24 protein-coding genes are annotated in these 26,287 nt (G+C 67.3%); 8 read left to right on the forward strand and 16 right to left on the reverse strand.

Annotation, left to right across the window (positions count from 1 at the left end):
• Positions 1-143: 143 nt before the first annotated feature.
• Positions 144-1,808 carry a thiamine pyrophosphate-binding protein gene (locus RPR59_RS11615; RefSeq protein ID WP_313914213.1) on the forward strand — a complete coding sequence of 555 codons (1,665 nt, stop codon included), beginning with the start codon at positions 144-146 and terminating at the stop codon, positions 1,806-1,808.
• 133 nt (positions 1,809-1,941) lie between these two features.
• On the opposite strand, the gene RPR59_RS11620 is transcribed toward RPR59_RS11615, so the two are convergent.
• The 3 genes from RPR59_RS11620 to thiS form a co-directional block, all read right to left on the reverse strand.
• Positions 1,942-2,112, reverse strand: a complete 171-nt coding sequence (locus RPR59_RS11620; protein ID WP_313914215.1) for a CsbD family protein — start codon at positions 2,110-2,112, stop codon at positions 1,942-1,944.
• A 123-nt stretch (positions 2,113-2,235) separates the two neighbouring features.
• Positions 2,236-3,051, reverse strand: a complete 816-nt coding sequence (locus tag RPR59_RS11625) for an alpha/beta hydrolase (RefSeq protein ID WP_313914216.1) — start codon at positions 3,049-3,051, stop codon at positions 2,236-2,238.
• 11 nt (positions 3,052-3,062) lie between these two features.
• Positions 3,063-4,064, reverse strand: coding sequence for a sulfur carrier protein ThiS (thiS, locus tag RPR59_RS11630; RefSeq protein WP_313914218.1), 1,002 nt, complete (start codon positions 4,062-4,064; stop codon positions 3,063-3,065).
• A gap of 176 nt (positions 4,065-4,240) precedes the next feature.
• On the opposite strand from thiS, the gene aroQ reads away from it, so the two are divergent.
• From aroQ to RPR59_RS11665, 7 genes are all read left to right on the forward strand, one after another.
• The gene (aroQ, locus tag RPR59_RS11635; protein ID WP_313914219.1) at positions 4,241-4,675 is read left to right on the forward strand and encodes a type II 3-dehydroquinate dehydratase; all 435 of its coding nucleotides are present in this window, start codon (positions 4,241-4,243) and stop codon (positions 4,673-4,675) included.
• 31 nt (positions 4,676-4,706) lie between these two features.
• Complete coding sequence (gene accB / locus RPR59_RS11640; RefSeq protein ID WP_313914221.1) at positions 4,707-5,198, forward strand: acetyl-CoA carboxylase biotin carboxyl carrier protein; 492 nt, start codon at positions 4,707-4,709, stop codon at positions 5,196-5,198.
• Positions 5,199-5,202: 4 nt separating this feature from the next.
• Positions 5,203-6,549 carry an acetyl-CoA carboxylase biotin carboxylase subunit gene (accC, locus tag RPR59_RS11645; RefSeq protein ID WP_313914223.1) on the forward strand — a complete coding sequence of 449 codons (1,347 nt, stop codon included), beginning with the start codon at positions 5,203-5,205 and terminating at the stop codon, positions 6,547-6,549.
• On the forward strand, positions 6,546-6,887 hold the full coding sequence (gene arsC / locus RPR59_RS11650) for an arsenate reductase (glutaredoxin) (protein WP_313914225.1): 342 nt from the start codon (positions 6,546-6,548) through the stop codon (positions 6,885-6,887). Before accC ends, arsC begins: the two co-directional genes overlap by 4 nt.
• Positions 6,888-6,898: 11 nt before the next feature.
• Complete coding sequence (locus tag RPR59_RS11655; RefSeq protein WP_313914228.1) at positions 6,899-8,449, forward strand: phospholipase D-like domain-containing protein; 1,551 nt, start codon at positions 6,899-6,901, stop codon at positions 8,447-8,449.
• A 159-nt stretch (positions 8,450-8,608) separates the two neighbouring features.
• Positions 8,609-9,070, forward strand: coding sequence for a low molecular weight protein-tyrosine-phosphatase (locus RPR59_RS11660; protein ID WP_313914230.1), 462 nt, complete (start codon positions 8,609-8,611; stop codon positions 9,068-9,070).
• Positions 9,070-9,870 carry a fructosamine kinase family protein gene (locus RPR59_RS11665; protein ID WP_313914232.1) on the forward strand — a complete coding sequence of 267 codons (801 nt, stop codon included), beginning with the start codon at positions 9,070-9,072 and terminating at the stop codon, positions 9,868-9,870. Before RPR59_RS11660 ends, RPR59_RS11665 begins: the two co-directional genes overlap by 1 nt.
• A 104-nt stretch (positions 9,871-9,974) precedes the next feature.
• On the opposite strand, the gene RPR59_RS11670 is transcribed toward RPR59_RS11665, so the two are convergent.
• The 13 genes from RPR59_RS11670 to RPR59_RS11730 form a co-directional block, all read right to left on the reverse strand.
• A complete protein-coding gene (locus RPR59_RS11670) occupies positions 9,975-11,138 on the reverse strand; it encodes a deoxyguanosinetriphosphate triphosphohydrolase (protein ID WP_313914234.1) in 1,164 nt (387 codons plus the stop codon).
• Positions 11,135-12,652, reverse strand: coding sequence for an SPOR domain-containing protein (locus tag RPR59_RS11675; RefSeq protein WP_313914235.1), 1,518 nt, complete (start codon positions 12,650-12,652; stop codon positions 11,135-11,137). The genes RPR59_RS11670 and RPR59_RS11675 overlap by 4 nt, the downstream gene beginning before the upstream one ends.
• A gap of 104 nt (positions 12,653-12,756) precedes the next feature.
• Complete coding sequence (gene ftsZ, locus RPR59_RS11680; RefSeq protein WP_313914237.1) at positions 12,757-14,304, reverse strand: cell division protein FtsZ; 1,548 nt, start codon at positions 14,302-14,304, stop codon at positions 12,757-12,759.
• 115 nt (positions 14,305-14,419) lie between these two features.
• Positions 14,420-15,679, reverse strand: a complete 1,260-nt coding sequence (gene ftsA, locus RPR59_RS11685; RefSeq protein WP_313914239.1) for a cell division protein FtsA — start codon at positions 15,677-15,679, stop codon at positions 14,420-14,422.
• A 30-nt stretch (positions 15,680-15,709) separates the two neighbouring features.
• Positions 15,710-16,609 carry a cell division protein FtsQ/DivIB gene (locus tag RPR59_RS11690; protein WP_313914241.1) on the reverse strand — a complete coding sequence of 300 codons (900 nt, stop codon included), beginning with the start codon at positions 16,607-16,609 and terminating at the stop codon, positions 15,710-15,712.
• The gene (locus RPR59_RS11695; RefSeq protein ID WP_313914243.1) at positions 16,606-17,544 is read right to left on the reverse strand and encodes a D-alanine--D-alanine ligase; all 939 of its coding nucleotides are present in this window, start codon (positions 17,542-17,544) and stop codon (positions 16,606-16,608) included. The genes RPR59_RS11690 and RPR59_RS11695 overlap by 4 nt, the downstream gene beginning before the upstream one ends.
• A 163-nt stretch (positions 17,545-17,707) precedes the next feature.
• Positions 17,708-18,607 carry a UDP-N-acetylmuramate dehydrogenase gene (gene murB / locus RPR59_RS11700; RefSeq protein ID WP_313914245.1) on the reverse strand — a complete coding sequence of 300 codons (900 nt, stop codon included), beginning with the start codon at positions 18,605-18,607 and terminating at the stop codon, positions 17,708-17,710.
• Positions 18,604-20,022: a UDP-N-acetylmuramate--L-alanine ligase gene (gene murC, locus RPR59_RS11705; protein ID WP_313914247.1), complete on the reverse strand. Its 1,419-nt coding sequence runs from the start codon at positions 20,020-20,022 to the stop codon at positions 18,604-18,606. Before murC ends, murB begins: the two co-directional genes overlap by 4 nt.
• A complete protein-coding gene (gene murG, locus RPR59_RS11710) occupies positions 20,019-21,128 on the reverse strand; it encodes an undecaprenyldiphospho-muramoylpentapeptide beta-N-acetylglucosaminyltransferase (protein WP_432280263.1) in 1,110 nt (369 codons plus the stop codon). Before murG ends, murC begins: the two co-directional genes overlap by 4 nt.
• On the reverse strand, positions 21,128-22,351 hold the full coding sequence (locus tag RPR59_RS11715) for a peptidoglycan glycosyltransferase FtsW (protein WP_313914249.1): 1,224 nt from the start codon (positions 22,349-22,351) through the stop codon (positions 21,128-21,130). The genes murG and RPR59_RS11715 overlap by 1 nt, the downstream gene beginning before the upstream one ends.
• Positions 22,348-23,754, reverse strand: coding sequence for a UDP-N-acetylmuramoyl-L-alanine--D-glutamate ligase (gene murD / locus RPR59_RS11720; protein WP_313914251.1), 1,407 nt, complete (start codon positions 23,752-23,754; stop codon positions 22,348-22,350). The genes RPR59_RS11715 and murD overlap by 4 nt, the downstream gene beginning before the upstream one ends.
• Positions 23,751-24,821 (reverse strand): phospho-N-acetylmuramoyl-pentapeptide-transferase, encoded by a 1,071-nt coding sequence (mraY, locus tag RPR59_RS11725; protein ID WP_313914253.1) that lies wholly within the window; start codon positions 24,819-24,821, stop codon positions 23,751-23,753. Before mraY ends, murD begins: the two co-directional genes overlap by 4 nt.
• Complete coding sequence (locus RPR59_RS11730) at positions 24,821-26,191, reverse strand: UDP-N-acetylmuramoyl-tripeptide--D-alanyl-D-alanine ligase (protein ID WP_313914255.1); 1,371 nt, start codon at positions 26,189-26,191, stop codon at positions 24,821-24,823. Before RPR59_RS11730 ends, mraY begins: the two co-directional genes overlap by 1 nt.
• Positions 26,192-26,287 lie beyond the last annotated feature (96 nt).

The raw sequence follows: 26,287 nt of genomic DNA on the forward strand, positions 1-26,287 counted from the left end.
GATGTCAAATCGAGGGACACATGGCTCCCCAACTCGCGAGAGCCGTGAGTTCCTGGGACCCGGTACAGCACGATGCCGCCACCGGACGCGCGCTTCCAGGACGGACCTTTCTCTCCGGCCCGACAGGCACTAGACCGCAGTGCATGACCGATCCACGCAACGGCGGCCGCGTCCTGGTCGACAACCTTCTGGTCCAGGGCTGCGACCGGATTTTCCACGTTCCGGGCGAAAGCTTTCTCGCCGTGCTCGACGCCCTGCACGATACGCCGGACATCGATCTCGTCACCTGCCGGCAGGAAGGCGGCGCGGCGTTCATGGCATGTGCCGACGGCGCCCTGACCGGGCAGCCCGGCGTGTGCTTCGTAACGCGCGGACCGGGCGCGACCAATGCGTCGATCGGCGTCCATGTCGCCATGCAGGATTCGATCCCGATGCTGCTGTTCATCGGCGATGTCGACCGGTCGATGCGCGACCGCGAAGGGTTTCAGGAAGTCGACTTTCCGGCGATGTTCGCCCCCTTGGCGAAATGGGCCACGCGGATCGAGGACGCGCGGCGGATACCCGAATATGTCGCGCGCGCCTGGAATGTCGCCACATCGGGCCGTCCCGGTCCGGTCGTGATCGCGCTGCCCGAAGACATGCTGCGCGATGCCGTCGAGGCAAGCGATCGGCCCGCGCTTGCCCGCTTCGAACAGTCCCCCGATCCCGAAGCCGTCGAAGCGCTGCTGGCGCTGTTGAAGGACGCGTCGAGTCCGGTCGCCATCGTCGGCGGAGCCGCGTGGAACCAGGCGGCCGGCCATTATTTCGCCGAGTTCGCGTCCCGGGTCGGCCTGCCGGTCGCGGCGGCGTTCCGTCGCCAGGACGCGATCGCCAACGATTGCCCCGTTTATGCCGGCAATCTCGGCTACGGCCCGAATCCGAAGCTGGTGGAGCGGGTGAAGAACGCCGACCTGGTCCTCGCCGTCGGCGCCCGATTGGGCGAGGCGACGACCGATGGCTATTCGCTCATCACACCGGATCATCCCGGCCAGACCCTCGTCCACGTCCATCCCGATCCGGAAGAACTCGGCCGGGTCTATCGCACCGATCTGCCGATATGCGCCGATATGCGCGAATTCGCCGAAACGCTCGCGCTGTGGGACCATGACGTGCTCGATTTCGACGCCGGCAGGCAGTCCCATGCCGAATGGCAGGCGTGGAGCACGCCGCAGCCCCGCGAAGGCCTGACGCTCGACCTCGGCCAGTGCGTGGCGGTAATGCGCGACTGTCTGTCGGCGGAAGACACCATCATCTGCAACGGGGCGGGCAACTTTTCCGCATGGTGGCACCGCTATTGGCGCTATGGCGGCTACGGAACGCAACTCGCGCCCACTGCGGGGGCGATGGGATACGGCGTGCCCGCAGCGGTGGCGGCGGCGCTGCGCCGCCCGGGAAAGACGGCGGTCGCGCTGGCCGGCGACGGTGATTTCATGATGAACGGCCAGGAACTGGCGACTGCCGTGCAGCACCACGCCGACCTGCTCGTCATCCTCGTCGACAATGGCGGCTACGGCACCATCCGCATGCATCAGGAGCGCGAATATCCGTCACGCCTGAGCGGCACGACGCTGCGCAATCCTGATTTCGCGGCGCTTGCACGGGCCTATGGCGGCTGGGCGGCGACCGTGGAGCGAACCGAGGATTTCGGGCCGGCGCTGGACCAGGCACTATCGCGCACCGGCCTGCGCATGCTCCACTGCCGCACCGACATAGAGGCGATCAATCCCGCCACCACGATTACCAGGTTGCGAGCAACTGCCGGCGCCTGATCCGAGCCTTCGTCGAGCGGAGCGGTATCGAGCGCGTTGGCGCCGTGTGGAGCGCTACTCGCGACGCGAGAAAAAGGGCCGCGCACGGTTTCCCGCACACGGCCCCTTTTTTCGGCATGTCGGCAATTGCGCCCTAGATGTCGTCGCCCAGGGCACCCTTCACCTTGCCGCCGAACTGCTGGGCCTTGCCTTTCGCTTCCTGGTCGCGACCTTCGTCGCGCTTCACCGGGTCGTCGCTCTGCTGCTTGGCCTTGCCCGCGGCTTCGTTGACATTGCCTTTGATCTTGTCGGTCAGTTCGCCCATCTTCCGTCTCCTTTACGTCACCTTGTGGTCCACCGAAGCAAACCGCTATAAAACAACAATAAATTAAACGGCCATGACAGCGAAAGGTTCCCTACGCTTAAGCGGTTCGGCGCAAACGGCACCTCATCCCAACGTGGTTTTCAGAAAACGTATCACCGGTTCCCAGTTCGCCGCGGCGCCTTGCGGGTCCCGGGCGGCGATAAGCGTGGACGAACCATGCACGCCGTGTTCGGGTTCGTAGAAAATGTCGTCGTCGCCCGGCAGCGACTCGAAGATCGCCCGGGCCTTTGCGATCTCTTCCGGATCGCTCGCGGCGGTGATGAAGCTGGGCGCCGTCACCTTCGCCGCGGCGTCGCGAATGGCATGGCCGTCGTCCAGATATTCGCCCGGAGAGAAGGAGAGGATGGCTGCGGTTTCGCCCGGATGGCGGGCAGCCAGCACGAATATCAGCGAAGCCGAATAGCTGCTGCCCCACAGGACGACCGGCAGTTTCCTGGCTTGCGCCCAGGCGAAGGCGGCTTCCAGATCCGGCATCGTCTGCAGATACGCGTCGACCGATCCGCCGCGAGCCCGCACCGTACGGTTGGCGCCGAACATCGCGCCGCCCGAACGCTGGTCGATCGCCAGCGCCGAATAGCCGGCACGAACCAGCCGCGGCGCGATCGTGTCATATTCGGCCCTGCTCGCGCCCGCCTGGTGAAAAAGGAGGATGATGGCTTTCGGATCGTCGGCGGCATAATAAGTGGCGAAAACGCGCTCGCCGTCCGCCGCGGTCAGCATCTCCGCCCTTCCGGCGGCCGCGCCGGCTGCGACGGACTCGCTGCCCGACGGTTGCGCGCGATCGGCAGCGCGTTCCCGATCAGCCTGCGTCCCTGCCGGCTGGGGCGAACAGCCCGCCAGCACCAATATGCCGAAAAGCAGCGACAGCCGCCGGGGCATGCGCTCTCCCCTCAGATCAAGCCCGAAAGCGGGCTTGAAGGATCGGCATAGCGGCGCTTGCCCATCCGTCCGGCGCGATAGGAAAGTCGGCCGCTCTCCACCGCGAGCTTCATCGCCCGCGCCATCATGATCGAATCCTTCGCCTCGGCGATCGCGGTATTCATCAGCACGCCGTCGCAACCCAGTTCCATCGCGACGCCCGCATCGGATGCGGTTCCCACCCCCGCATCGACCAGCACGGGTACGTTCGCGCCCTCCACGATCAGCCGGATCGTCACCTGATTCTGTATGCCGAGGCCAGAGCCGATCGGCGCGCCCAGCGGCATGATCGCCACCGCGCCGGCATCCTCCAGCCGCTTCGCCGCGATCGGGTCGTCGACGCAATAGACCATCGGCTTGAAGCCTTCCTTGGCCAGGATCTCGGTCGCCCGCAGCGTCTCGACCATGTCGGGATAGAGCGTCTTCGCCTCGCCCAGCACCTCCAGCTTAACAAGGTCCCAGCCGCCCGCCTCGCGCGCCAGCCTGAGCGTGCGGATCGCCTCCTCGCCGGTGAAGCAGCCGGCGGTGTTGGGCAGATAGGTGACCTTTTTCGGGTCGATATAGTCGGTCAGCATCGGCGCCTTCGGATCGCTGACGTTCACCCGGCGCACCGCGACGGTCACGATCTCCGCGCCCGACGCCTCGACCGCGGCGGCATTCTGCTCGAAGTCCTTGTACTTGCCGGTGCCGACGATCAGGCGGGAGCGGAAGCTGTGGCCGGCGACCGACCAGGTGTCCTCGATAGCGACCGCATGGTCGCCGCCGCCGACGAAGTGCACGATCTCCAGCTCGTCGCCATCCTCGACCATCACCTCGCCCAGCGTCGAGCGCGGCACGACCTCCAGGTTGCGTTCGACCGCGACCTTTTCGGGCACCAGGCCCATCTCGCGCGCAAGCTCGGCAAGCGTCAGTCCCGCCGTAACGCGCTTGTGCTCACCATTGACCCGGATGGTGACCGTCCCGTCCTTATGCACCAATATTTCCTCGACCGTTGGGGCTGAGCCTGTCGAAGCCCTGTCCTTCTTCAATAGAAGTGCAACCCTTCGACAAGCTCAGGGCAAACGGCTAGGCAGGCGTCGCGATTTCTTTTGTCGTCCGGTCCGCATATAGGGACGGCGGCAAGCCGCCCGCAACCAAGGAGGATGCAGCATTGGCCGACGCGATCTATGTCCTCAACGGACCCAATCTTAACCTACTCGGCCTGCGCGAGCCGGAAATCTACGGATCGGACACGCTCGACGACATCGCGGGACAACTGGAAGACCGGGCGCGCGAACTCGATCTCGTGATCGACATGCGGCAATCGAACCATGAAGGCCACCTGATCGACTGGCTGCACGAGGCGCAGTCCCAGGGGGCTAAGGCGGTGATCCTCAATCCCGGAGGCTATACCCACACCTCCGTGGCGTTGCACGACGCGGTGAAGGCGATAACCACGCCGGTCATCGAGATACATCTTTCCAACCCGCATGCGCGCGAGGACTTCCGGCATGTCAGCTATGTCGGCCGTGCCGCACGCGGAACCGTGGCGGGCTTCGGCGCGCTTTCCTACATCCTCGCGCTTGAAGCTGCCGCGCGCATCTGACACAGGGCGCGCTTGATTGATTGAGGGGCATATGGCCGAAGAAACGAATCATTCGGGTGCAATGCAGATCGATATCGATCTGATCCGCCAGCTCGCGGGCGTTCTCGACGACACGCAACTGACCGAAATCGAGGTCGAGGATGGCGACCGCAAGGTTCGCGTCGCGCGCAAAGCCGCAGCGGCGGCCGCGCAATATCATCAGGCACCGCCGATGCCGGCAGCGCCGCAGCCGCAGGTTTCCGCCTCCGCGGCGCCCACGGCCGATCCGGTCGGCCCGTCGACAAGCGACGTGGACGCCGTCAAATCGCCGATGGTCGGCACCGCCTATCTCGCCGCCGAACCGGGTGCCAAGCCGTTCGTGTCCATCGGTCAGCAGGTCGCGGCCGGCGACACGCTGCTGATCGTCGAGGCGATGAAGGTGATGAACCCGATCGCCGCACCCGCCGCCGGCACCGTCAAGCAGGTCCTCGTGGAGAACGGCCAGCCGGTCGAGTTCGATCAGCCGCTCGTCGTCGTCGAGTAAGCCGATGCGTGAGATCAAGAAACTGCTGATCGCCAACCGCGGCGAGATCGCGCTGCGCATCCACCGCGCCTGCCATGAAATGGGCATCAAGACGGTGGCGGTGCATTCGACCGCCGATGCCGACGCGATGCATGTGCGACTCGCCGACGAGGCGATCTGCATCGGCCCGCCATCGGCGACCGACAGCTATCTCAACATCCCCAACATCATCGCCGCAGCCGAAATCTCGGCCGCCGACGCGATCCACCCCGGCTACGGCTTCCTCAGCGAGAACGCCAAGTTCGCCGAGATCGTCGAGAGCCACGACATCCTGTTCGTCGGTCCCAAGCCCGAACATATCCGCATCATGGGCGACAAGGTCGAGGCCAAGCGCAGCGCGGGCAATCTCGGCCTGCCGCTGGTGCCCGGCTCCGACGGGCCGCTGACGGACATTGACGAGGCCAAGCAGGTCGCCAACACGATCGGTTATCCGGTGCTGATCAAGGCGGCGTCGGGCGGCGGCGGACGCGGCATGAAGGTGGTGCCGGGCGAGGACCAGCTCGAGACCCTGATGCGCCAGGCGGGCAACGAGGCGAAGGCGGCGTTCGGCGATGCGACCGTCTATATGGAGAAATATCTCGGCAACCCGCGCCACATCGAATTTCAGGTGTTCGGCGACGGCGAAGGCAATGCCGTCCATCTCGGCGAGCGCGACTGTTCGCTGCAGCGCCGCCACCAGAAGGTGCTGGAGGAAGCCCCTTCGCCCGTGCTCAGCCATGCCGAGCGCGAACGGATGGGCGCGATCGTCGCCAATGCGATGGCGGAAATGGGCTATCGCGGCGCCGGCACGATCGAGTTCCTGTGGGAAGACGGCGAGTTCTACTTCATCGAGATGAACACGCGGCTTCAGGTCGAGCATCCGGTTACCGAGGCGATCACCGGCCTCGACCTGGTGCGCGAACAGATCCGCGTTGCCGAAGGCAAGGGGCTGTCGGTCACCCAGGATCAGGTCCAGTTCCACGGCCACGCCATCGAATGCCGCATCAATGCCGAGGACCCGCGCACCTTCGCGCCCTCGCCCGGCGCGGTGACGCAGTTTCACGCCCCCGGCGGCATGCATGTCCGCGTCGATAGCGGCCTGTACACCGGCTACAAGGTGCCGCCATATTACGACAGCATGATCGCCAAGCTGATCGTCTATGGCACCACGCGCGAGCGGTGCCTGATGCGGCTCCGGCGCGCGCTCGAGGAGTTCGTGGTCGACGGCGTCAAAACGACGATTCCGCTGCATCAGGCGCTTCTCGACGACGCCGAGTTCCAGAAGGGCGACTACACGATCAAATGGCTTGAGGAGTGGCTGGCGCAGCAATGAAGGCGACGATTTTCCACAACCCGCGCTGTTCGAAATCGCGCGAGACGCTGAAGCTGCTCGAGGCCGCGGACGTTCCGGTCGAGGTCGTGGAATATCTGAAGACGCCGCCCAGCCGCGACCGCCTGGCCGCGTTGTACGAACGCGCCGGGATGCCTCCGCGCGACGGGCTGCGCGCGAACGAGGCGATCGCGAAGGACCTCGGGCTGAAATCGGCCGATGACGACGCCATCCTCGACGCGATGGCCGAGCATCCGATCCTGATCGAACGTCCGCTGGTCGAAACGGAAAAGGGCGTCCGGCTCGGCCGCCCGCCCGAAAAAGTCCGCGAAATCCTGTAGGGGAAGCGTCGGTGGCAACCCCCTCCCCCGCGCTGGAGCCCGGCCGCAATTGCTGGCGCATCGAACGTGCGAGCCGGGCGACCGTTGTCGTCGACGCCGAGGATTATTTCCGCCTGGTGCGCGATGCGATGTGCGAGGCGAAGCACCAACTGCTGCTGATCGGCTGGGACTTCGACGCGCGGATCAAGCTGGTCTATGGTCACCGGGATTCGGCGCCGGTGACGGTCGGCGCGTTCATCGACTGGATCGTCGCGCGCAATCCCGACCTGCACGTGCACATCCTCAGATGGGACACGGGCGCGTTCAAGAGCCTGCTGCGCGGCCGCACCATCGCGACCATTGTGCGCTGGTGGTGGCACAAACGCATCCACCTGAAGCTCGACAGCTTCCATCCCACCGGCGCCTCGCACCATCAGAAGATCGTGGTGATCGACGATTGCTTCGCCTTTTGCGGCGGCATCGACATGACCGGCGACCGCTGGGACACGCGCGATCACACGCCCGGCGACGATCGCCGCAAGGAACCGGGCGGCACGCCGTACGGACCCTGGCACGATGCGACGACGGCGCTTACCGGTCCGGTGGCCCAGGCGCTGGGCGAATTGTGCCGCAACCGCTGGGAACGCGCGGGCGGCGGCGCGCTCTCCGCACCGCCCGAGGTGGAGAGTTCCTGGCCCGAGCAACTGCCCGTCGCCTTCGCCGATTGCGAAGTCGCGATATCGCGCTCCTACCCGGAAATGCCCGATCAGCCGGCGGTGCGCGAAATCGAGCAGCTCTATTGCGACCTGATCGCCCGCGCCGAACGCTGGATCTATGCCGAGAGCCAGTATTTCGCGTCGCGCAAGGTGGCGGAAGCGATCGCGCGACGGCTGGCCGAGCCGGATGGTCCCGAAATCGTGATCGTCAACCCGATCCATGCCGAAGGCTGGCTGGAGCCGATCGCCATGGACACCGCCCGGGCGCGCCTGATCGAAGCCTTGCGCCGGCACGACAAGCACGGTCGCTTCCGCGTCTATCACGCCGAAAATGCCGCGGGCGAGGAAATCTATATTCACGCCAAGGTCACCGTCGTCGACGGCGCGATCCTGCGCGTCGGATCGTCCAACTTCAACAATCGCTCGATGCGGCTGGACACCGAGTGCGACGTGACGATCGACACCACCCGCCCGGCCAATGCCGACTGCGGCGATGCCGTGGCGCGGGTCGCGTTCGACCTGATCGCCGAACACACCGCCAGCGATCCCGACATCGTCGCCGCGCGAATGGCGGAAACAGGCTCGCTGATCGCCACGATCGACAGCCTGGCCCGGCCGGGCCGGCACCTGCGACCCTATCGCACGCCCGACCTTAACGGAATCGAGGAATGGCTGGCGGACAACGAGATTCTCGATCCCGAAGGTCCGGAAGAAATGTTCGAGGCGGTCGACCGTCGGGGACTGTTTCACCGGCTGCGCCCGACGAGCGACAGCAACGGCACCGGACGCAAGCTGGCCCTGGGCGCCGGCATCGGACTCGCGGCGGGCGCAGCGGCGTTGGCGATGCTGGCGCGGCGCCGGGATTAACGACCGAGTATTCGGCCTGACGCGGTCCGCGGTCCCCCTCCCCGCGAGCTTAGGGAGGAGCTTAACGCGGCTCCTCGCTGCAACGGCTCACCATGAGCGGCTTTGTACAGGATAGATGGCGCGTTGGACTCCGGCCTTCGCAGGAGTAGGACGCGAGCCATGACCAAAGCCGCGATCCTGTTCGTCTGCCTCGGCAATATCTGCCGCTCGCCACTCGCCGAGGCGGCTTTCCGCGCCGAGGCGGAGGCTGCCGGTCTCGAGATCGCGATCGATTCCGCCGGGACCGGGCGCTGGCATGTCGGCGAGCCGCCCGACGACCGTGCGCAGGCGGTGGCGTTGCGCCACGGCATCGACATCGCGAATCTCCGCGCGCGCCAGGTGAAGCGCGAGGATTTCCACCGTTTCACCCATATCTACGCGCTCGACAGCGACAATCTCGACGTGCTCGAACGCTTGCGTCCCGAATCCGGAACGGCCGAACTCGCGCTGCTGCTCGACTGCGTGCCTGGCCGCGAGGGACAGGCGGTGCGCGACCCCTATTATGGCGGTGCCGACGGGTTCGACGCGACCTGGGACGACGTCGGCGCCGCCGCCCGCGCGCTGGTCGCGCGCTTCCGCTGATGGCGGACACGGCACAGCGCATCGCGGCGCTGCTCGGCTGCGGCTCGGTCACGCTGTCACCGATGGCGGGCGGCGACCTGTCTTCGGTCCACGCGGTCCGCACCGATGACGGTCGGGACGTGATCGCCAAGCAAGGCGGCGCGGCGGTAGTGGAAGCCCGCATGCTCCGCGCGATCGGCGCCAGCGGTGCGCCGGCGCCCGAGGTACTGTACGCCGAGGACGACCTCCTGATCATCAGTCGCTGCCCGAGCGGCGGCGGACGCGGTGGCTGGGCAAGCCTGGCGGACGTGCTCGACACGCTCCATGCCAGCGAAGGCGAGCGCTATGGCTGGCCAGACGATTATGCGTTCGGCGCGGTCGCGATCGCCAATGCAGAACACGCCGACTGGGCCGCCTTCTGGAGCGAGCACCGCCTCGCCTGCCATATCCCGCATGTCTCCATCGCCCTGGGCGACCGGCTGGAGAAGCTGGTCGCCGACATCGCCGGTCTTCTGCCGGCCGATCCCCCGCCCTCGCTGCTGCACGGCGATCTGTGGGGCGGCAACATCCTGTTCGACGGCGGCCGGGTGTCGGCGCTCATCGATCCGGCCTGCTATTATGGGGATCGCGAGGTGGACATCGCGATGCTGACGCTGTTCGACCGTCCGCCGCGCGACTTCTTTGCCCGTCTCGCCCTGCGCCAGGGCTGGGAACGGCGCCAGCCGCTCTACCGGCTGTGGCCGCTACTGGTGCACCTGCGCCTGTTCGGCAGCGCCTATGCCGGGCAGGTCGACAGTGAGTTGCAGACGCTGGGCTATTAACCCCGTTTGTGCTGAGCCTGTCGAAGCACGGCCCTTCTTCTTCCACCGAAGGCGAAAAAGGGCGACCCTTCGACAAGCTCCGGGCAAACGGCGAGCCGCATTCCTCAAAACCCCGCCGGCAGCGCGATCGGACCGACCATTTCGCGATAGCGCTGGATAGCGTAGCGATCGGTCATTCCCGCGATAAAATCGGCGATATGGCGGCTGCGGTGCGGTTCCTCGGCAGGCAGAGGCTCGTGCCACCCCGAGGCCATGCGTAAGGGATCGTCGCGATAGGCGGCGAACAGCCCGGCGACGATGCCGTGCGCCGTCTCCGCCGCCGCCAGTTGCTGCGGGTGATGGTAGAGATTGGCGTACATGAAGCGCTTGAGGATGCGCTCGTCCTCGCGCATCGCATCGGAAAAGCCGGCGAGGCACCGGCCCGCCGCCCGCACGTCGTTCACGCTGCCGAGCCCGGCATCCGCCACCCGCCGCTGCGTCTCGGCGATCAGGTCGTTGACCATCATCCCGATCTGCGATCGGACCAGTTCACCCACCAGCCGGTGCTGCGGCAGGTCCGGATAGCGTGTTCGCACCGCATTCCAGCCACGCGCGACCAGCGGCACCTCGAGCAATTGCTCCAGCGTCAGCAGCCCGGCGCGCAGGCCGTCGTCGATATCGTGATTGTCATAGGCGATGTCGTCGGCGATCGCCGCGACCTGCGCCTCCAGCGACGACCATTGGTGCAGGTCGAGCGGAAAGGCCGCGTCGGCCTCGCTCAGCGCCCAGCCGGGGCGGCGCACCGGGCCGTTATGCTTGGCGAGGCCCTCCAACGTCTCCCAGGTCAGATTGAGGCCGCGCCAGGTCGGATAGGGACTGTCGATCAGCGTCAGCGCGCGCAGCGTATTGCCGTTGTGGTCGAAGCCGCCCTTGCCTTCCAGCGCCGCCTTCAGCGCATCCTCACCGGCATGTCCGAACGGCGGATGGCCGATGTCGTGGGCAAGGCACAGCGCCTCGGTCAGATCCTCGTCCAGGCCCAGCGCACGCGCCACCGTGCGCCCGATCTGCGCGACTTCCAGGCTATGCGTCAGCCGCACCCGGAAATGGTCGCCGTCGGGCGCCATGAACACCTGCGTCTTGTGGCGCAGGCGGCGAAAGCTGATCGAATGGATGATGCGGTCGCGGTCGCGCTGGAACGCGTTGCGGGGCCCGCGCGTCCCCTTTTGTTCCTCGTGCAGACGGCCACGGCTACGCTCCGGGTCCGAGGCCCAGGGCGCACGCCCGCTCATTCGGTATCGAGCTTTTCGATCGTCTGCCCGGCTTCGCTGTCGAAGGGGAAGGCCGAGATGTTTTCGCCCGCAAGCTTGTTGACGAAGGCCTGCGCGGCATCGGCGCTGTCGAACGGTCCGGCGAGCAACCGATTGGTGAAGCGCAGCGGCGTCGTCCAGGCGCCTTTGCCCTTGAACAGATCCGGCGCCTGGTCCTCCAGCCGGTTCCAGGTGCGCGGTAACGCATTCTTGTCGGCGCCGCCCGCCACCTGCACCCAGTGGCGTGCCGGTTCGGATTTGGCAGCCGGCTTCGTGGACGCTTCGGCTTTGGCCTTGTGCGCGGGTTTCGTGGCCGTCGCGGACCGGGCCGGCGAGGTCGCGGCTGCTGTGCGCGCTGGTGCTGCTTTCGCTACCTTGGCAGCGGCAAGCTCGGTGCCGGGTACGACGATCCGTTTCATGATCGCCGCAACGGCATCGGTGTCGATCGGCGGTGGAGCGGGCGCGGCGGGTTTCGCATCCGAGCGGGTATCCGCCATGGGCTTCATCGCCGAGGATGCGAGCCGATATTCGATCGACCGGGCCGGCGCTTTCTCCGGCACGGCATCATCGTCGGCGCGGGTGGTTCCGCCCATCGGCACGGCGGCGAGCGCCTCCCCCCCGGCGCCGGGCGCGGTGCGTGCGGGCGTCGGATCGGCTGCGGGTTCCGTGCTCGCCAGGCGCACCGGCCGGTCGCGATCGTCGGGCGACAGCAGGCCGGTGGCAAGCCGCGCATCGGCGAGTTGCGTAGGCGTGCGGTGAAGCTGGCCGAAATGGACGGCGAACGCCCGGTCCGGCAGCGACAGGCCGCGAAGATCGCGGAAGAAGGGTTTCATCTCCGCGCCCTGATCGGGCAGCAGCGTCCTGGCGATATGGGTGGCGCGATCGACATCGCCCGCCATCGCGCGGACGCACGCCTCCGCCAGCCAGGCCGACCGGTCCTGGTCGCGCAGCATCGGTTCCAGCAGTTTCGACGCCTCGTCGTATTTGCCCTGCATCGCCAGCGACAGCGCGAGGCGCCGCGTGGTTTCGTCATCGGCACCCGATTTCAACGCCAGGCGGTAATCGCGCTCCGCATAGTGCGGATAGCCGAGCAGGTCATAGGCCAGGCCGCGATCCGCGGCAAAGGTCGCGGGCGCGATTCCCGCTTTCTCCGCCTTGCGGAACAGTTGCAGCGCCTCGCCCGGCCGCTCCACCGCGACCAGGGCGGACGCGCGGCCGGCGATGATGCGGGGATCGTGCGGCGCTTCGTTTTCCGCCCGCTGGAAGAAACGGAGCGCGGCCGGCACGTCCTTCAGTTTGACGCTGAGGATGCCGGCGCTGATCAGCGCGTCGACATCCCTGGGGTCCCTGGCGAGGATTCGCATCTGCGCCGCGAGCTTGTCGGCATGCGGGGTGATGGAAGAAGTGACCGGTTGCGCCGGCGCAGGCGACGCCATGGCCGCCATCATCAGCGCCAGAACCGGGCCGATGTGCGAAAAAATTGTCTTACGGTTCATGATGGATCGACCATAAACCGGATGGCGGATGAACGGGCAATGATTGCCGACAGGCCTCTCGGTGAACGGTGGCGCGCCGGCGACGGACCGGCGCGCCTCTCGTCTTACTGGTTGTTCTGGCGATGGAGGAAGCGCGGAATATCAAGCGATTCGCGATCCTCGCCCTCTTCGTCCCGCGCGGTGCGGCGGCCGCTCGACATCCGTTCGAACAGCGTTCCGCCGGATTTCGCCCGCTCGGGCCGACGCGGCGCGTCCATGTCGTCGTCGCCCTCCCGACCGGCGTCGGCGCCATCTTCGCGGGCGCTGCCGGGGGTCAGCCAGCGGCGGCGCGGCCCGGGTTCTTCCTGGGGCGCCGGCGGCTCGGTCGTCACGCTGTCGGGTTCCGGCACGATCGTTTCCGAGCCCAGCAGCAATTCGTCCGCATCGTCCTCGCTGGTGATCTCCTCGACCGCATCGTCCTCGGCCGTCGGCGCCTCTTCGCGATCGCTCTTGCGGGGTGCGGGCTCGCCCTGATCCGCCGATGCTGCGGGGGCGGCGGGTTCCGGTGCCGGTTCGGCCTGTGAGGCAGCCGCAACATCGTCCGACGCGGGCGCGGGCGCCTCTTCACGCTGGCCGCGGCGCGGGCTGGAGAAGGAGAAGACGCGCGTCTGCGGCTCCGCCGGCGCGGCGGATTCGGCCTGCTGCGCATCGGCGTCGATCCCGGTCGCCACCACCGAGACGCGGATCTTGCCTTCCAATTCGGTATTGAAGGCCGAGCCCCAGATGATGTTGGCATCCTCGTCGACCAGTTCGCGGATGTGATTCGCGGCTTCGTCGACTTCGAGCAGGCGCATGTCCTCACCACCGGTGATCGATACGATGACGCCCTTGGCGCCCTGCATGCTGACGCCGTCGAGCAACGGGTTGGCGATCGCCTTCTGCGCGGCCTCGATCGCGCGGCTGTCGCCATCGGCTTCGCCGGTGCCCATCATCGCCTTGCCCATTTCCTGCATCACCGAGCGGACGTCGGCGAAGTCTAGGTTGATGAGGCCGGGCATGACCATCAGGTCGGTGATGCCGCGCACGCCCTGCTGCAGCACCTCGTCGGCCATCTCGAACGCTTCCTTGAAGGTCGTGTTCGCATTGGCGATCAGGAACAGGTTCTGGTTCGGGATGACGATCAGCGTATCGACGAACTTGTGCAGCTCGTCGATGCCCTCCTCGGCCGACTTGGCCCGACGCTTGCCTTCGAAGGAGAAGGGCTTGGTCACCACGCCGACGGTCAGGATGTTCATGTCGCGCGCGATCTTCGCGATCACCGGCGCGGCGCCCGTCCCCGTGCCGCCGCCCATGCCGGCGGCGATGAAGCACATGTGCGAACCCTGCAGCGCCTGCTGGATGTCCTCGACCGTCTCCTCGGCCGCCGCGCGCCCGATTTCGGGCCGCGAGCCGGCGCCCAGCCCCTGCGTGATCTTGGCGCCGAGCTGGATTTTCTGTTCGGCCGTCGACTGCTTGAGCGCCTGTGCGTCGGTATTCGCCACGACGAAGTCGACGCCCTGCACCTCGGCCCGCATCATGTTGGCGATGGCATTGCCGCCGGCGCCGCCGACGCCGATGACGGTGATGCGCGGCGTCAGTTCATCGACGTCTTGTGGCAGGAATTCGATACTCATCCAATGGTCTCCCCCGTGCGCCCGATACCCTGGGCAAGCACATGAAACGTAGCGCCGTTGTGCCTCAACGCGGAGCGCTGTTCCAGCCCCGATCGGCGTAAAGTGCAATATTCGGTCAATAATTCGTCCGAAGCGCCTGCCAGAACCGTTTCAGCACCGCCGTCGGGTTCTGCCGAACGACGGTCATCTGCGGCGCCTCGATCGCGCGAAGATCGACCGGGTCGGCAGCGGCGAACACTGCCAGACCGGCCAGCGTGGCGAAACCCGGGCCGGCATGCGCATCCGGCAGGGCGGTCAGGCCGCGCGGCCGGCCGACGCGCACGGTGCGCCCCAGCGCCTGCTGCGCATAATCGGCGATGCCGTTCAGGTCCGCGCCGCCGCCCGTCAGCACGATCTGCCGCCCGACGGGGTCCTCGAAGTTCAGCCTGCGCAATTCCTTCTGGATTTCGGCCATCAGCCGGTCGAGCCGCTGGCGAATCACCGCGATCAGTTGGGCGCGGGTGATGCGCGACCCTTCCGCCCCGTCTTCCGACGAGATCGGCGTCACGTCGATCATGTCGTGATTGTCGCGCGGGCTCATGTTCGCAGAGCCGTAGAAGCACTTCATCCGCTCCGCCTGCGCCCGCCTGGTGCCGAAGGCGGAGGCGATGTCGTCGGTGATGTCGGCGGCGCCCATCGGTATGGAGGCAAGGCCCGTCAGCATACCCTGGGCGAACACCGACACGTTGGTTACGCCCGCGCCGACCTCGACCAGCGCGACGCCCAGTTCGCGCTCCTCTTCCGACAGGCATGCGAAACCCGTCGCCAGTGGTGCCGCGATGATCGATTTCACGTCGAGATGCGCCGAGCGCACGCACAGGTCGAGATTGCGCACAGGCGAGCCGTCGGTGGCGACGACGTGGATCTCGACGCCCAGCCGGTCGGCGTGCAGGCCCAGCGGCTGCTTGACGCCCGCCAGCCCGTCGACGGTGTAGCGCGTCGGCTGCGCATGCAGCACCATGCGGCCATTGGGTTCGATCGCGTTGCGTCCGGTCTTGAGCAGATGGTCGATATCCGCCTGCTCCACGCGGTGGCCGCCCAGGTCGATCTCCAGCTTCACCAGGTCGGAGATCAGCCCGCCGGCCGAAAAGCTGACCCACACATCCTCGATGTTGAAGCCGGCGATCTTTTCCGCCTGCTCCACCGCCTCGCGCACGGCGAGTTCGGTGGCGTGCATATCGGCGATATAGCCGCGCTTGACGCCCTTGCTCTCCCGCTGGCCGGTGCCCAGCACGACCAGTTCCTCGCCATCGCCCTTCTGCGCGATCAGCGCCGATACCTTGGACGATCCGATGTCCAGTGCGGTAATCAGTCCTTCCGGTGCCGTCTTCGCCATATCCGTCTTTCCCTGCCCCCGATGGCGGCCTCAGCCGCCCGCCTCGTCCGTGATCGTGCGTTCCGCATCGTCCGGCATACGCACCACCAGCTTGGTGGGATCGCGCATGTCGAACCGCATATATCCCTTGCCCAGCAGCCCCTGCATGCCGTCCAGTTCGGCGAATTTCGCCAGCGCCCTGGCGGCGGGAAGGTCGCCCTCCGGCAATTCCAGCGTCTCGCCCGACAGGAAGGTCAGGTTCCAGCGCCGATTGCCGACCCAGGTCGCCGCCTTGACGGTCGGCTTCAGCGCCGGCGCTGCCTCCATCAGCGCGCGGAAGTTCTTTTCCTGCGCATTGGCGCCGTCGCCGATCACCAGCGGCAGGTCCGGCATGTTGTCCGGCGTCACCGGGGCCAGCAGCACGCCGTCCGCGTCGATCAGCATCAACTGTCCTTCATTCTGCCAGATCGCCGCCGGCGTGCGCTCGACGATGTCGATCGAAAGCGTGTCGGGCAGGCGCCGCGAAACCCGCGCGTCCTCGACCCAGCCATGTTGCAGCAGCCGGTTGCGCACGGCGCCGAGATCGACCAGCGGCATCGCCTGCGACTGCTGGTCCAGCGCGGCGGCATAGACCGTCATCCGGTCCATGCGCTTCAACCCGCTCAGCTCGATCTGGCTGACGCGCAGGCCGGTGCGCCCCACCGTCTCGGCAGCGGCGACATAGGCCGCCTGCGGCAGGCCGAACCAGGTGGCGACGGCGATCGCCAGCGCCGCCACCGCCGAAAAGATCGTCCATGCCGATACGCGGCGCAGCGTTTCCTCGCTGACCGGCAGTGCCGCCACCGCCTGGTCGAGGATCGATACCCGCTGCCCGCGCGATTGCGGCCGGCGCTTCGGCTTCACCGATCCGCGCCGCTGCGGCTGCTTGCGCCGGGTGCTGGTGCGGCTCATCCCCCGATATCCTCCCGCATCGCCTCGTCGACGATGCGTTGTACCAGATCGCCGTAGGATAGCCCGACAAATTTCGCCTGCTCGGGCACCAGGCTGAGCGGCGTCATGCCCGGCTGCGTGTTCACCTCCAGCAGGAACAGCCCCTCGATACCCTGGCTGTCGTCCCAGCGGAAATCGGAGCGCGACGTACCCCGGCAGCCGAGCAGCCGGTGCGCATCGAGCGCGATCCGCTTGCAGGCCTCGGCGATCTCGTCGGGCACGTCGGCGGGGCAGACATGCTCGGTCAGCCCGTCGGTATATTTGGCGTCGTAATCGTAGAAGCCGCTCTGGGGTCGCAGCTCGGTAACGCCCAGCGCGTCCTCGCCCAGCACCGCCGTCGTCAGCTCGCGCCCGCGGATGAAGGGTTCGGCCAGCAGCTCGTCGAACTCCGCCCAAGGCCCCTTGGCATCGCGCGCGATGGGATTGCCGCAATTGCTGTCCTCGGTGACGATCGCCACGCCCACCGAAGACCCCTCGTTCACCGGCTTCAGCACATAGGGCCGCGGCAGAGGATCGCGGTCGAACAATTCGCGCGATTTCACGATGCGGCCGCCGGGCATGGGAACGCCGTACGGCACCAGCGTCTGCTTGGTCAGCATCTTGTCGATCGCGATGACGGAGGTGACCATGCCGGAATGGGTGTAGCGCAGGCCCATCAGGTCGAGCATGCCCTGCACCGTCCCGTCTTCGCCCGGCGTGCCGTGCAACGCGTTGAAGACCAGGTCCGGCTTCAGTTCGGACAGGGTGACGGCGATGTCGCGATCCATGTCGACGCGGGTCACACGGTGGCCCTTGCCCTCCAGCGCCTCGGCGATGCCGGCGCCGGACGACAGCGACACGTCGCGCTCCGCCGACCAGCCGCCCATCAGGACCGCGATGTGTAGGGGGCGGCTCACCTGTTCCTCCCCTGCAAGGGGAGGGGGACCAGCCGCAGGCTGGTGGAGGGGGAAGGCCGCAGACGCAACGTGGACGGCACTCGGCGCCTATGGTGGAAGCCCCCCTCCACCATGCTCCGCATGGTCCCCCTCCCCGTTCCGGGGAGGATGTCACAGCCGCCGGTCACGCTTTGTCCCCCACGCGCTGGATTTCCCATTCGAGTTCGATCCCCGAATGCGCCTTCACCCGCCGGCGCACTTCCTCGCCCAGCGCCTCGATATCGCTGCTCGCCGCCGATCCGAGATTGAGCAGGAAATTGCAATGCTTTTCCGATACTTGTGCATCGCCCATCCGCAATCCCCGGCAGCCTGCGGCATCGATCAGCGCCCAGGCCTTCTCCCCCGCCGGGTTCTTGAACGTCGACCCACCCGTGCGCGAACGCAGCGGCTGCGACGCTTCGCGCTCGGCCGCGATGCGGTCCATCTCGGCACCGATCGCCGCCGGCTCGCCCGGCCTGCCCGCGAACAGCGCCTCGACCACCACGGCACCCGCCGGCACGGCGGAATGGCGATAGCTATAGTCCAGCCGCTCCGCGCGCCAGGTTTCGACGGCGCCGGCGCGCGTCACCACGGTCGCCTCGACCAGAATGTCGCTCACCTCCCGGCCATAGGCGCCCGCGTTCATGCGCACCGCCCCGCCGACGGTGCCGGGAATGCCGCGCAGGAATTCCAGGCCGGCGATCCCCGCATCGCGCGCGGCGCTGGCGACGGTGATGCCCATCGCGCCCGCGCCGGCGCGCACGCGGTTGTTCGGTTCGACCGATATCGTCGCCATGCTCTTGGGCAGACGGACGACGACGCCGGGAATGCCGCCGTCGCGCACGATGAGGTTCGACCCGACGCCCACCGGCATCACCGGCATGTCGGCGTCCAGACCCGCCATGAAACGAGCGAGATCCTCGGTACTGTCGGGCCGCACCAGCCACTCCGCCGGTCCGCCGGTGCGGAACCAGATGAAGCCGGCGAGGCTCCCCTGATGTTCGGCGCTGCCCTTCAGCGGCGGCAAGGCATAGCACACGCTCATGCCGGCACGCCGTCGATCGCCTCGGCCAGCCCCGCGGCCCATTTGGTGATGTCGCCCGCACCCAGGCAGACGACGAGATCGCCGTTGGCGACCAGATTGCGCAGCTTCTCGGCAAGATCGTCCTGATCCGCCACCGCCATCACCGCATGGTGGCCGCGCCGCCGCAGTCCTTCGATCAGCGCCGCCGCGTCGACGCCGTCGATCGGCTCCTCGCCCGCGGCGTAAACGGGCGTCACCAGCACCATGTCGGCGTCGTTGAACGCCTGCGCGAAATCCTCCATCAGATCGTTGAGCCGGGTGTAGCGGTGCGGCTGCATCACCGCGATCACGCGGCCGAAGGCGCTTTCGCGCGCCGCCGACAGCACCGCGCGGATCTCGACCGGATGATGACCGTAATCGTCGATGATCGACACCGTGCCGCCGCCGCGTTCCAGTTCGCCGACCTTGGTGAAGCGCCGCTTCACCCCGCCGAACCGGGCGAACCCCTTCTGGATCGTCGCATCGTCGCAGCCCAGTTCGAGCGCCACCCCGATCGCGGCGAGCGCGTTCTGGACATTGTGCTGCCCCGCCATCGGCAGCTCGACCCCCTCGATCTTGCGCGTGTCGCCGTCGCGCGAGCGGATCACGACGTCGAACCGGTTGCTGCCACCTTCGGCCACGACGTTGACGCCGCGAATGTCGGCCTGTCTCGCAAAGCCGTAGGTGACGATGCGGCGATCGGCGACGCGCGGGATGATCGACTGCACATCCGGATGGTCGAGGCACAAAAGCGCCGCGCCGTAGAAGGGCACGTTCTCGATGAACTCGACATAGGCGTCCTTGACCGCCTCAAACGAGCCGTAATGGTCGAGATGCTCGGGATCGATGTTGGTGACGACCGCGATCGTGCCATCGAGGCGCAGGAAGCTGCCGTCGCTTTCGTCGGCCTCGATCACCATCCAGTCGCTCGCGCCCAGCCGCGCGTTGGAGCCATAGCTGTTGATGATCCCGCCATTGATGACGGTGGGGTCCACCCCGCCGGCGTCCAGCAGCGCGGCGACCATGCTGGTCGTCGTCGTCTTGCCGTGCGTGCCCGCCACCGCGACAGTGGATTTCAGCCGCATCAGCTCGGCCAGCATCTCGGCGCGGCGCACCACCGGAATACGCTGTTCGAGTGCATATTCGACCTCGGGATTGCCGCGCCTGATCGCCGTCGACACCACGACCACCGCGACATCGGCCACATTTTCCGCCTTATGACCGATATGCACCGGAATGCCGCGCTTCCTCAGCCCCTCGACGACATAGCTTTCGGCGATGTCGGAGCCCTGCACGCTATAGCCGAGATTGTGCATCACCTCGGCGATGCCGGACATGCCGATCCCGCCGATGCCGATGAAATGGATCGTGCCGATATCGGTGGCGACGCCCTTCATGCTGCTCCTTCATGTTCGTCGGCCACACGCTCGACCAGATCGGCCAGCTCGCGCGCGGCATTGGGGCGGCCGCAGCCCTTGGCCCGCTGCGCCGCGTTTTCCAGCGCCCGCGGTTCCAGGCCCAGCCGCTGCATCTGTTTCGCCAATTCCTTGGCGGTGAAGTTGCGCTGCTGGATCGTGCGCGCGCCGCCGGCCTCGGTAATCTCGCGCGCATTCTCGGTCTGGTGGTCGTCGGTCGCACCCGGCAAGGGCACGAGGATCGCCGGACGCCCCGCCGCCGTCAGCTCCGCCACGGTCGAAGCGCCGGCGCGCGCGATGACGATATGCGCCCAGGCGAGCTGTTCGGGCATATCGGCCAGATAGGTGGCAATCTCGGCGGGGATTTCGTGCGCGGCATATTTGGCCCGCACCGCCTCGATATCCTCGGGCCGGGCCTGGTGCGTGACCTGCATCCGGCGGCGGAAATGCACCGGCAGCATGGCGAGGCCGTCGGGCACGACCCGGCTGAGCACGCTCGCCCCCTGACTACCCCCCGTCACCAACACGCGGAAGATGCCGTCTTCGTCCAGCACCGGATAGGGGCGCGAGCGCAGCGCGAGGATCGCCTCGCGCACCGGATTGCCGACCAGATGCGCCTTGTCCGCATACCGCTCCCGCAACCGCTGGACATGGCCGTAGGAGGTGGCGATCGCATCGACCTTGCGCGCCGCCAGCCGGTTGACGCGGCCCAGCACCGCATTCTGTTCGTGGATGACGGTCGGAATGTCGCGCGCAAAAGCGGCCAGCAGCGCCGGCAGCGCGGGATAGCCGCCGAAACCGACCACCGCCGAGGGGCGAAAACTGCGATACAGCTCCATCGCCATCGACCGGCCCCGCAGCATCTGCCGGGCGGCCGGGATCCAGCCGAGCGGGTTCCGGCCGAAGCGCCCGGCCGGCAGGACATGCGTCTGCACGTCGTCGAACAGGCCGGGAAAGCGCACGCCGCGCGCGTCGCTGATCAGCGCGACGCCGTGACCGCGCCCGGCAAGCTCGCTCGCCAGTGCCGCCGCCGGGACCATGTGTCCGCCGGTGCCGCCCGCTGCCAGGACAAAATGCCGTTCGCGCATTATTTCGACTTCCATCCCGTGCCGTAGGAGGATCGGCTGAGATACGGGTTGCGCCGCGTGAAGGCGAGCAGCAGCCCCATGCCGATCGAAAGCGCCACCATGGACGAGCCGCCATAGCTGATAAAGGGCAGCGTCATGCCCTTGGACGGCGCCAGGCCCGTATTCACCGCCATGTTGATCATCGCCTGCACACCGAACTCCGCCGCCAGTCCGGACGCGGCGAGCAGGCGGAACGGATCGTCCTCTTCGAGCTGCTTGACAAACACCCGCGTCACGATCGCGAGGAACAGGATGGTGATGACGGCGCAGGCGATATAGCCGAACTCCTCGCCCACGACGGCATAGATGTAGTCGGTATGCGCCTCGGGCAGCAGGAACTTCTCCGACCCCGCGCCCGGACCGGTGCCAGTCAGCCCGCCGGCGGTCAGCACCGCATGCGCCATGTCCGTCTGATAGGTGTCGGCCGCCACGGCGGAACTGTCGGGGAACAGGAATCCGTCGATCCGCGCGCGCGCCGTGCCGTAGAACATATAGGCCATGATGATGCCGCCCAGTCCCAGCCCAGCGAGCCCCGCCAGGATCCGCGGCGACGTGCCCGCGATCAGCAGCAGGATCAGCCAGATCAGGCCGAAGATCATGGTCTGGCCGAAATCGGGTTGCAGCATCAGCAAGAGGCCGACCAGGCCGGTCAGCAGCATCGTGATCGGCACGACGGGCAGATGGCGGTCTTCGGCCTTCAGCGACAGGATCCATGCCGTCGTCACGATGAACATCGGCTTCAGGAATTCCGATGGCTGGAACTGGGCGAAGCCGAACCCGATCCAGCGCCGCGCGCCGTTCGCCTCCACACCGACGAACGGCGTCAGCGCCAGAAGGGCGAGGAAGACGACCGTTCCGATCAATGCGGCGCGCCGGGCGAACGTCACCGGCAGCATCGACACCGCGAGCAATACCGGCACCGACAGCGCGACCCATCCGGCCTGTCGCCAGAAATAGTACATCGGCGTAATCTGATGGCTGCCGCCCGAATAGCGCTCGGCCGACGCGGGTGACGCGGCCGCCACCGCCACCAGCCCGATGGCGATCAACAGGAAGGCGAGCAGCAACAGCACCCGGTCGATGTCCCGGAACCAGGCGCCGATGGGCGAACGGCTCGCCCGACCGAGCTGTTGCTCCATCCGCGCACGCATGCCGCGATCCCCGCTACGCATGATATCGGTCATGCCAGTCCCCCAACCAGCGAACGAAACGCGCTCCCGCGCTCTTCATAGTCGCGAAACTGGTCGAACGAAGCGCAGGCCGGCGACAACAGCACGGTGTCGCCCGGCTCGGCGCGCTTCGCCGCGCGCGCCACCGCTTCCGCCAGTGTCCCGCATTCTTCCACCGCCATGTCCGGCCGCAGCAGGCGTGCGAACATCGGCCCCGCCTCGCCGATCGTATAGGCGCACGCGACATGACCGAAGGCCGGCCGGCAGGGTTCCAGATCGTCCGTCTTCGCCTGCCCGCCCAGGATCCAGTGGGTCCGGTCGAACGCCGCGAGCGCCGATGCGGTAGAGGTCGGGTTGGTCGCCTTGGAATCGTTGACGTACAGGACCCCGTTCACGGTGCCGATGCGCTCCATGCGGTGCGGCAGGCCGGGAAAGCTCTCCAGTCCGCGGTCGATCGCCTCGCGCGACAGGCCCAGCGCCTCGCACACCGCAATCGCCGCCAACGCGTTCTGCGCGTTGTGCGGCCCCTGAAGCGCCGGCCAGCGCGATTGATTCATGCACGCGCCCGGCGCGATCTTCGTCAGATGCTCGCCCCGCGCCGACAGCGACCGCGCCACCTCGTAGGACGGCGTGCCGCCGATCCCGACGACGGCGGCGTGATCGGGCGCCTGCATCGCGAACAGCCGCGCCTTGGACGCGGCATAGGCGTCGAAGTCCGCATAGCGGTCGAGATGGTCGGGCGTGATGTTGAGCAGCACCGCGACGTCGCAATCGAGGCTGCGGGTCAGGTCGATCTGATAGCTCGACAGTTCCAGCACATAGACACCGCCTTCCGGCAGCGGATCGGCGGCGAGGATCGGCAGGCCGATATTACCCCCCAGCCGCGCAGGCCATCCCGCCGCCTCGACGATGTGATGGACGAGTGCGGTCGTGGTGGACTTGCCGTTGGTGCCGGTGACGCCGACGACCTTGTGCGCCGGCAATTGCTCCCGCGCCTGCGCGAACAGCTCGATATCGCCGATGACGGGCACACCCGCCGCCTCCGCGCGCGCGGCGATCGGATGCCGGTTGAGCGGCACCCCCGGCGAGACGACGACGGCATCGAACCCGGCAAGATCGGTGTCCAACGGATCGGCAAGCGTAAGATCCTCCCCGGCACGGGGAGGGGGATCAGCCGCAGGCTGGTGGAGGGGGCTTGCCGCGGGTGCAACGCTCGATGCAGTTCCCCCTCCACCACCAGCTTCGCCGGCGGTCCCCCTCCCCGTGCCGGGGAGGATCGCTTCCCGCCGTCCTGCATCCGCATCCCACGCCACGACCTCGGCCCCGCTCGCCAGCAGCGCCGCGACCGTCGCGCGGCCGGAACGCGCCAGTCCCAGCACCGCAAAGCGTTTGCCGCGCCAGGCGGAACTCGCGATCACCGGATCTTCAGCGTCGAAAGGCCGGCAAGCGCCAGCACCAGCGCGATGATCCAGAAGCGGATCACGACGGTCGGCTCCGACCAGCCGAGCTGTTCGAAATGATGGTGGATCGGCGCCATCTTGAAGATGCGCTTGCCCGTCCGCTTGAACACGAACACCTGGATGATGACGCTCATCGCCTCGACCACGAACAGGCCGCCGATGATGCCGAGCACGATTTCATGATGCGCGACCACCGCGATCGTGCCCAGCGCGCCGCCCAGCGCCAGGCTGCCGGTATCGCCCATGAAGACGGCGGCGGGCGGTGCGTTGAACCACAGGAAGGCGAGCCCCGCCCCGATCATCGCACCACAGAAGATAGCGAGTTCGCCCGCGCCCGGCACGTGCGGAATGCCGAGATAGTCGGCGAACTTCACGTTGCCGACCAGATAGACGATCACCATGAAGGCGACGCTGGCGATGATCACCGGCATCGTCGCCAGCCCGTCCAGTCCGTCGGTCAGGTTCACCGCATTGCCGAACGCGACGATCGTGAAGGCGGCGAAGGCGATATAGAACCAGCCGAGATCGATGGCGTAGCCGGTCAAGAACGGCAGATAGAGCAGCGTCCCCGTCTGCCGGATGATGATATAGCCGGCGATCCCCGCGATCACGAACTCGCCCAGCAGGCGCACCTTGCCGGGCACGCCGGCGGCGCTCGATTTCTTCACCTTGTCGTAATCGTCGAGAAAGCCGATCGAACCGAAGCCGAGCGTCACGAACAGGCACGCCCATACGAACGGATTGGACAGGTCCATCCACAACAGGATCGACAGCGCCAGCGAGGTCAGAATCATCAGCCCGCCCATGGTCGGGGTGCCGCGCTTGCTCAGGTGCGTTTGCGGACCGTCGTCGCGGATCGGCTGCCCCTTGCCCTGGCGCACGCGCAGCCAGCCGATGAATTTCGGCCCGATCACCAGGCCGATCAGCAACGCCGTCGCCACCGCCGCGCCGGAACGGAAGCTCAGATAGCGGATGAGGTTGAGGACGCCGGGAAATCCCAGATGTTCGGCAAGCAGATACAGCATCAGTTATTTCCCGCCAGCGCCGCCACAACGGACGCCAGCCCGATCGCATTCGAACCCTTGATGAGCACCGCGTCGTCGGCGGCGAGATCGGCGACGAGCGCCTCCCGCGCCTCGGCGGCGTCGGCCACATGGACGAAATCCACGCGCCCCTCAAGCGCAGTCGCCAGCGGCGCCATGCCCTCGCCCACCAATATGGCGCGCGAAATGCCCGCTTCGTCGATGGGGTCGGCCAGGGCGGCGTGATATTCCGCCGATCGGACGCCCAGTTCGCGCATTTCGCCCAGCACCGCGAGCCTGCGTTTCGCCGGCTCGGCCGCCAGCACCTTCAGCGTCGCCCGCATGGATGACGGATTGGCGTTGTAGCTTTCGTCGATGACGAGCGCGGTGCCGCCGGGCACTTCGGCGCGGAACCGCGCGCCGCGCCCGGCCAGTCCGCCGATCTCCGCCAGCGCCAGGCCCGCCTGCGCCAGATCGGCTCCCACGGCGTCGACCGCGGCGAGGATCGCCATGGCGTTGGATACCCAGTGTTCGCCCGGCTGCGACAACGTGAAGCTCAGCTCGCGCTCGCCCACGCGCGCGGTGACGAAGGTTCCGCCCAATCCGGTGCGCATCCGTTCCAGCGGGTGAACGTCGGCGTCCCGGTCCAGACCGAAGGTGACGATCCGTTCCGCATAGGGTTCGGCCGCCGCGATCAGGCGGCCCCGGTGCGGACTGTCGAACGGCACGATCGCGGTGCCGCCCGGCTGCAGCCCGGAAAAGATTTCGCCCTTCGCATCGGCGATCGCGCTTTCGTCCTTGAAAAAGGCGGTGTGCGCCGGCGCGATGGCGGTGACGATGGCGACGTGCGGGCGCACCAAAGCGGCCAGCTCCGTCAGCTCGCCGGCATGGTTCATGCCCATTTCGAACACGCCGAAGCGGCTCGCCGCCGGCATCCGGGCCAGGCTGAGCGGCACGCCGGTATGGTTGTTGTAGCTCTTGACCGAACGATGGGCGCAGCCCGGCGCCTGCCGGTCAAGACAGGCGAACAGCGCCTCCTTCGTCCCCGTCTTGCCGACCGAGCCCGTCACGCCGATGATCCGCGCATCCGTCCGCGCCCGCGCCTCCCGGCCCAGATCGTTGAGCGCGGCCATGGTATTCGCGACGCGGACATGCGGATGCGCGGTATCGACGGAAACGATCGCCCCGGCCGCACCCTGCTCGAATGCCTGGTCGAGAAACCGGTGGCCGTCGGTCGTCTCGCCACGAAGCGCGATGAACAGACTGCCCGGCTCCACCTCGCGGCTGTCGAACGCGACTCTCGACGCCGCGAAATCGGCCGAAGCGGCACCGGATACGGCGGCCGCGATGTCAGCGGAAGTCCAGAGACTCATTCTCTCCTCCCGCTTGCGGGAGGGGCCGGGGGAGGGCTTGGAGAACGGACCGCCATTCCACCGGACAGGCCCTCCCCTACCCCCTCCCGCAAGCGG

The sequence above is a fragment of the Stakelama saccharophila genome (assembly GCF_032229225.1).
GTDB lineage: Bacteria > Pseudomonadota > Alphaproteobacteria > Sphingomonadales > Sphingomonadaceae > Sphingomonas > Sphingomonas saccharophila.